This window comes from Bacillus sp. 105MF, from assembly GCF_000374885.1.
GTDB classification, from domain to species: Bacteria; Bacillota; Bacilli; order Bacillales; family Bacillaceae_G; genus Bacillus_A; species Bacillus_A pseudomycoides.
Genome location: NZ_KB895604.1, coordinates 1 through 7140 on the forward strand (window position 1 = coordinate 1; position 7140 = coordinate 7140).

At 34.3% G+C, this 7140-nt stretch carries 2 protein-coding genes and 2 pseudogenes; 3 read left to right on the top strand and 1 reads right to left on the bottom strand.

Annotation, left to right across the window (positions count from 1 at the left end):
* A pseudogene (locus C564_RS0127895) lies at nucleotides 1-208 on the bottom strand (IS6 family transposase); the annotation flags it as partial.
* A gap of 295 nt (nucleotides 209-503) precedes the next feature.
* Between C564_RS0127895 and C564_RS33865 the strand changes: the two are divergent.
* The 3 genes and pseudogenes from C564_RS33865 to C564_RS32805 all read left to right on the top strand — a co-directional run.
* Nucleotides 504-2966: pseudogene (locus C564_RS33865) on the top strand (LamG-like jellyroll fold domain-containing protein).
* 189 nt (nucleotides 2967-3155) lie between these two features.
* The gene (locus C564_RS0127905; protein WP_018767669.1) at nucleotides 3156-5486 is read left to right on the top strand and encodes a glycoside hydrolase; all 2331 of its coding nucleotides are present in this window, start codon (nucleotides 3156-3158) and stop codon (nucleotides 5484-5486) included.
* 678 nt (nucleotides 5487-6164) lie between these two features.
* On the top strand, nucleotides 6165-7140 hold a 976-nt coding region (locus C564_RS32805; protein ID WP_196811509.1), incomplete at its 3' end, for a peptidoglycan recognition protein family protein.

Here is a 7140-nt window from a genome sequence, read left to right on the forward strand (position 1 = left end):
TGAGATGACGACGGATTCTTTTGTCTAATTCAGGACCATACTGATGAACCCAACGCATAATCGTTGTATGAGCAACGGATAAGCCCCGTTCCGCCATCATTTCCACCAAATCACGAAAGCTCAAGTTGTACCGTAGGTACCATCTTACTGTTTGCAAAATAATATCATGATGATAATGCTTCCACTTGAATAAATTTCGCTTTTCCATACTGATCACGCACCTTTTTTAGAGTAATAGTATCAGTATGTCCAAGATTTAGAGATTACTTGCAATTATCTTGAAGTTTTCACACCAGAGCCATTGGGGTCGTTATGTACAAGCTTATTAAGAAAAAAATAGAAGAGAATGTCGATAAGAAAACCGCCTTATTTTGGCGGTTTTTTACTTTGTTTTACAAATTTTTAACATTTTTTACCTTTAATTTATACTAGTTTAATAACGTTTCGCTAAAATATTCTTGTATTTTACAATATATGCGAGGAGGATTTTTGTGATCAAAAAGATGTTGTGTAAAGTGAAAGGTCTTATTGGTTTTTTAGCAGTTTTCTTTTTAGTATTTACATCTTTTTCTTGGACTAGTTTTGCGGAAACAAAAGAAGAAAAAACAGAGAAAGAATCGTCAGAGAAGAAGATTGTTTTTCCGGTGTTAAGTGATGTACACATTAAAAATAGTGGAACGGATGATACGTTTCGTTTTCAAAGAGCGCTGCAGCAATTAAACGCAGTAGCTCCAAGACAAGATGCTTTTGTAGCTGTTGGTGATTTTACAGACAGTGGCTCGACGCAGCAGTATGATCGTTTCTTCCAAACTTATAAGCAATATGGAAATCAAAATGCAACTGCTATGTATGCTTTAGGTAACCATGATTATTGGAACGGATTATTGGCACATGATGCACAGAAACGTTTTCTTAAAAAAACAGGAATGGAATCTATCTATTATCACAAAGTTGTAAAAGGCTATCATTTTCTTGTGATGAGCCCGGAAAATGGAGTGACACATGGATATTATTCAGATACACAAATTAATTGGTTGAAGCAGGAATTAGTAAAAGCGAAGCAAGCTGATCCAAATAAGCCAATCTTTGTCTTTTTACATCAGCAAATTAAAGGAACAGTGTACGGGAGTCATGAATGGGGGACAAATGATAGTGCCAAAATTAATGAAGTCTTGAAAGAGTATCCACAAGCTGTAACGTTTTCTGGTCATTCTCATTATCCACTTGATGATCCAAGGTCAATTCACCAAAAAGACTTTACGTCTATTGGTACATCATCAGTTAGTTATATGGAAGTGGAAAGCGGAAAAGTACAAGGAAATATTCCGCCGGGAGCTGAAACATTAAGCCAAGGTTTATTGGTAGAAGTAGACGATCAAAAAGTGACGATTCATCGCCGTGATTTTCATACGAACTCTTGGACAGGTGAGCCGTGGGTAGTTGAACTTCCAGCAAAGAAAGAATCTTTTAAGTATACAGAAGATCGTGATAAGGAAAAGCCGGCATTTTTACAAGATGCAAAGCTGAAACTTTCGAATATAACAGAGACATCTGTGAAAGCGGCATTTCCGCAAGCTGTGGATAATTTACTCGTTCACTCATACCGTTTGCAAGCAAAAGAGAAAGCAACAGGAAAGGTGAAAAACCAACTTTTAGCCTTCTCCGAGTTCTACCGGGATCCGGTGCCTAAAGAGCTGACATTTACATTAGGTGGACTAGAGATTAATACGGAATATAACATAGAAGTAACAGCATTAGATTCATTTGGAAATGAAAGTAGTGCTCCTTTGCGCGAAGAATTTGAAACGAATACAGAAGTAATTGATCCGAATGCGAAAGTACCGAAAGCAGATGTATTCGATGTGAACTTTTTAGATGGTACTTTTAAAGATTGTTCATCGTTTGGTGCAAATGGAAGTGTAAAAGGAAGTGTAGCAATTGAGTATGAGAAACCTTCAAAGAAACACGTAATGAAATTAAGTGGACGGAATAATACATATGGATATATTCCATTTTCAAATGAGCAAAAAGAAAAGGTAAAGGATTCCTTTACATTGGAAGCAGTGTTTTCTATGAATCAAATTCGCAATCAAGCAATTATGGAAAATACCGAAAACGGTGGAATTGGATTTGAATCAACAGGTTCTGGTTATGTAGAATTATGGGCACATATTGGTGGCAGTTATAAACGTATTGGTGTACAGCTAGAAGCTAATAAAACATACCATCTAACAGGAACATATAATGGAAGTGAACTTGCAGTATATGTAGATGGAAAAAAAGTAAATAGTCAGCGAGTAACGGGGAAGGTGTATCATCCAAACGTACCATTTGCGATTGGAGCAGATCCAACAAGCTCTGGTAATGGTAATGCTCCATTAAATGGAAAAGTTGTGCTTGCAAGACTATATAGCAAGGCACTAACGCCTTCTGAAGTGAAAGCGGCTTATAATGAGTTTAATAATCGGATAAAAATAGAAGAGATCGATAACTTATATGAAGAAATGAATAAGGTAAAAGAAACATTGGCAGGTACTTACGAATTTGGAGAGAAGCCTGGTCAATATTCACAAAAAGCGTTTGCCGCATTACAAAAAGCATATAACGGTGCAAAAGAAACATTTGAAAGAATGATGGTAACAAAAGAAGAAATCGTTACAATGTATCAATCGTTACAAACGGCACATCAAACCTTTTTACATTCTAAAGTGGCAGAAGAAAAGCCACAAACGGCGAAAGAAAAACTTTAAGTAAAGATTAATAGAGCAAAAGATTTCTTAACAAAGATACAAGTAGGAACAGAGGTAGGGCAATACAAGAATGAACCAGTGAAAGCATTAGAGCAAAAAATACAAGTAGCCGAAGCAGCTGTACGTGATCAAAATATGACGGACCAACGTGCAGATAGTATGCAACGCACATTAGAGGATGCCACTGGGCTTGTTGAGAATAGTATAAACAAATAGGGCGGGGAAGAGGCTTGTCATGGACAAGTCTCTTTTGCGTGAGGATCATTCGAGACTTGAGGGGGAACGGCAAGAATTCGTTCTTTTTTAAGCCACTCATCATTAAGCTAAATAATAATAAAATACATTGTCACATTCATGTCACAATGTATTTGTATGATAGAAATACAAAAAAGGAGGTTTATAAGTATGAATAAAAAAATGAACAAGCTAGTCATTCCAATTTTGATGAGTTCAATATGTCTTACATTACCATCCCTGAGTTATGCGCAACAAAAGGATATTACAACAAAGGGACAAAACGTAGTTTCTCAATACAAAAATTTTACTTTTGATGTGAATCCTGAAACCGGTGAAATTTTTGTGGAAAAAGATGGTGTGAGAGAAAATGCTTCCTTACCACTACCGAAGAAAAAAATAACAAATCTAATAAAAAAACATGATTGTATATCTTGGAATTATCCAGATGACCAAATAGATGTGAAGATTGAAAAGAAAGAATCCTATTTAAGTATTAAGTTAAAATCTACTAAGTCTGAAGGAGCTAATGAATTTACATGGCCTAAAGTAAGTGCGGACAGCTATACGTTACCATTATGGGAAGGAAAAAATATACCTAGCAATGACCCAAGCTGGAAAGAATATTTAAAAGATCAAGACATGTCATTCATAGAACGTTTTTCTATGAGATTCTTTGCATTGAATAAATCTAAATATTCCATTATGTATATAGCTGACAATATGTATAATGATAATATTCATTTCACTGCTGATTCCGGTATACAGTTTAGTTTTACACATCAATATCCTTCTATTAATAAGAATAAAGAATATGGATTCAGATTGTATCTAACTGATAAAAACCCTGTCTCGATGGCAAATATTTATAAAAATTATATAAAAGAACAGGGAGAATTTAAGACACTAGAAGAAAAAGAAAAAACAAATCCGAACATTAAAAAATTATATGGTGCTCCTCATATTTATTTTTGGGACCACAGTGGGATTTCAGTAGAAAATATCAAGTGGGATAAATTCATACAAAAAATGGATGAGATATTTACAAATTGGATTGCACAGTTGTTACAAGAAAATACGGAAGATGGCTCAAAAGATTTTGAAACTGTTATGCAAGATATAAAGAATCAAAAAACTATCGATAAAAGCCAGCAAAAAGTAATAGTTAATGCGATAAATCAGGTATTAAAATTAGAACAACTGTATAATAAAGGTATTTTTAATAATCCAGATACTGTAATAAACGAATTACCGAAAAAAGGAATCCAAAACTTAAGTGAACAAGAACTATATACCCTGAACAAAGGATTAATTAAGAGTAAGTTAACAGAGGCAGTGGATGAAGTAAGTAGATGGGAACAGAAAGAAACAACAGATGTTTTAGTTGATATGAAGAAATCGAATGTTAAAAAAGCATGGATAGGTTTACCTAATTGGGCTAATGGATTAATGAATCCCAAAATGGTAGAAGAAGCAAATAGAATGGGGTATTTAATCGGTCTTTATGATTCATATCACTCGATTCATGAAGTTGGAAATAGAGATTGGAATACTGCTTCTTTTAAAGATAAAACTTTATATGAAAATGCCACAATATCGAATGAAAAAGGAGAAAAAATAGGAGGATTCTTAGGAAAAGGAAGAAAGTTAAATCCAACTTTATCCTTACCTAGTGTGCAAGAACGTGTAGGTGATATTTTACAAAATAATATACCGTTTAATTCTTGGTTTGTCGATTGTGATGCTACAGGCGAAATTTACGATGATTATTCTCCAAATCACATTACTACTCAGGAACAAGATGTAAAAGCAAGACTGCAAAGAATGAAATATATTAGCGAAGAAAAACATATGGTAGTCGGATCAGAAGGTGGGAATGACTTTGCTAGTAATATAATTGCCTTTGCGCATGGAATTGAAACGCCTGGGATTTGGCCCGACTCTGATATGAAAGATAAACAGAGCCCATATTATGTAGGCGGATATAAATCCACTTCACCCGATGGTGCTATTCCAGAAACGAATGCCAAAACCATACCAATCAAACCTATTTATAAAAATATTTATAATAATCCTGTATATTCAATTCCGTTATATAAACTTGTATATAATAATTCAATTATTACTACTCACCAATGGGCATGGGGAAGTTTTAGAATTAAGGATGAGATAGGAAATAGAATGTTATCTGAAATGTTGTATAATGTACCACCTTTATATCATATTGATAAAAATGAATGGGAGAAAAGTAAATCCATCATTACCTCTTATTTGAAAGTATGGTCTCCATTTCATGAGAAAGCCGTAACAAAACCAATGACTAATTTTGAAGTATTGTCTGAAGATCGGCAAGTTCAAAGTACGACATTCGGAAAAAACATGAAAGTGATTGTGAATTTCTCAAACCAAGATTTTAAATATAACAATGAGAATATAAAAGCAAAAACAGCTATAGTATATGATGGGAAGAAAAAGAGTATATTAGAAGTTCCTAAATACTAAGATACATGACATGGTTGTTTCTTTGAAATAAAGTCCTACTGTTTTGAATAAAGTTTAACTGTTTGCAAAAAAGTTGCACCGTTTTGCATCATTAGATAAAGCTGTCACGGTAAAACTCCTGAGTTTTGATCAAACTTTACTCCAAACCAACATAAAAAAGGACTTCTGTGTTTTGAAGTCTCTTTTTATTTGTAATCAGGATTTTTGAAAGATTTGTGAATTTCATAGAAAACAAACGAGATATAAAGTAAAATGTTATAGTTTTGTATATTAAAGGTTATTTATGTTATTTAAATTATATTTTTCCGAAGGTACTAGAGGGAGTGCCATCATGTATAGTGTGGTTGAAACTGCAAAAGAGAACAATTTAAGTCCTTATCATTCTCTTCGATATTTGTTTGAAACGCTCCCCAATATAGATTTAAACAATTATGAAGAAAAATCTGTGTTGGATTTTCTTTTCATTGGTCTTAGTTGTGGGAGGAGCCCTAGTGTTGTGTTATAACTCTGAAATATTGACATATCTAGGAGGACCTATAGATTTCAGTTAATTATATGAAATGAAAAATCAAGTCGTTATTTTTTGGATTCAGACTACCATTAAACTATTATTCACACTAAAAGAAGTACAAGGAGGAAGGTATATCTATTAAAATAGTGAGATATACCAAAGTAGAAATGAATATTAAATTTAACAAAAAAGTAGTAGCATTAACAGCAGGATTAACGGTATTATCCTCACCATTGGCATCATTTGCAGAGGAACAACAATCAGTAAACAATAAGCAACCTACAAGCGTTCAAGAACAAGGTAAAACAGACCAACTTCAAGCATCAGATGAACAGGCTATAAAAAGTATTGAAGCTAGTTTTGGAGGGGTAGACGGACGTGGTGGAGGTACTGTCGATAATAAGAAAGCAGACAGTCTTCAACGTTCAGAAGGTATTCATGAAGAAACGGGTACATTAACTGTTCCTAACAATTCCAACAGAACAAAACGTAGTCTGTCTTCCGCATCACCTAGAATCTCTAGTACAATAAATGGTGTTCCATTCACTGAATGGATTGTTCCAGTAGGTAACGATAATATTCGTCCTCAAAACTACATGAGTCCAAAGTATATTACAATTCATGAGACTGATAATACAAGTGTAGGAGCAGGTGCTAGAAACCACGCTCAATATCTATATAACCAAGCAGTAGGGAACACAGACCGAACTGCATCATGGCACTTTACAGTAGACGATAAAGAGATTTATCAACACTTACCATTAAACGAGAACGGGTGGCACGCAGGAGACGGTGATGGTCCAGGTAATAGACAATCTATTGCAATTGAAATCGCAGTTAACAGAGACGGTAACTACAGTAAAGCAGTAAATAACGCTAAGAAACTTGTAGCTTATTTAATGAAAGAAACGGGTGTACCGTTAAATAATATCGTAAAACACCAAAGATGGAGTGGTAAAAACTGTCCTGCTAACATGATTAATAATGGACTATGGGATTCATTCGTAAATGGTGTTGAGGGGTATTATAATAACCTTTCTCAACCAACAGACGACATTATAACAGGCTGGCAACAAATTGATGGCAAGTGGTATTATTTCAATTCTTCTGGAGCTATGCAAACAGATTGGCAGCAAGTTAATG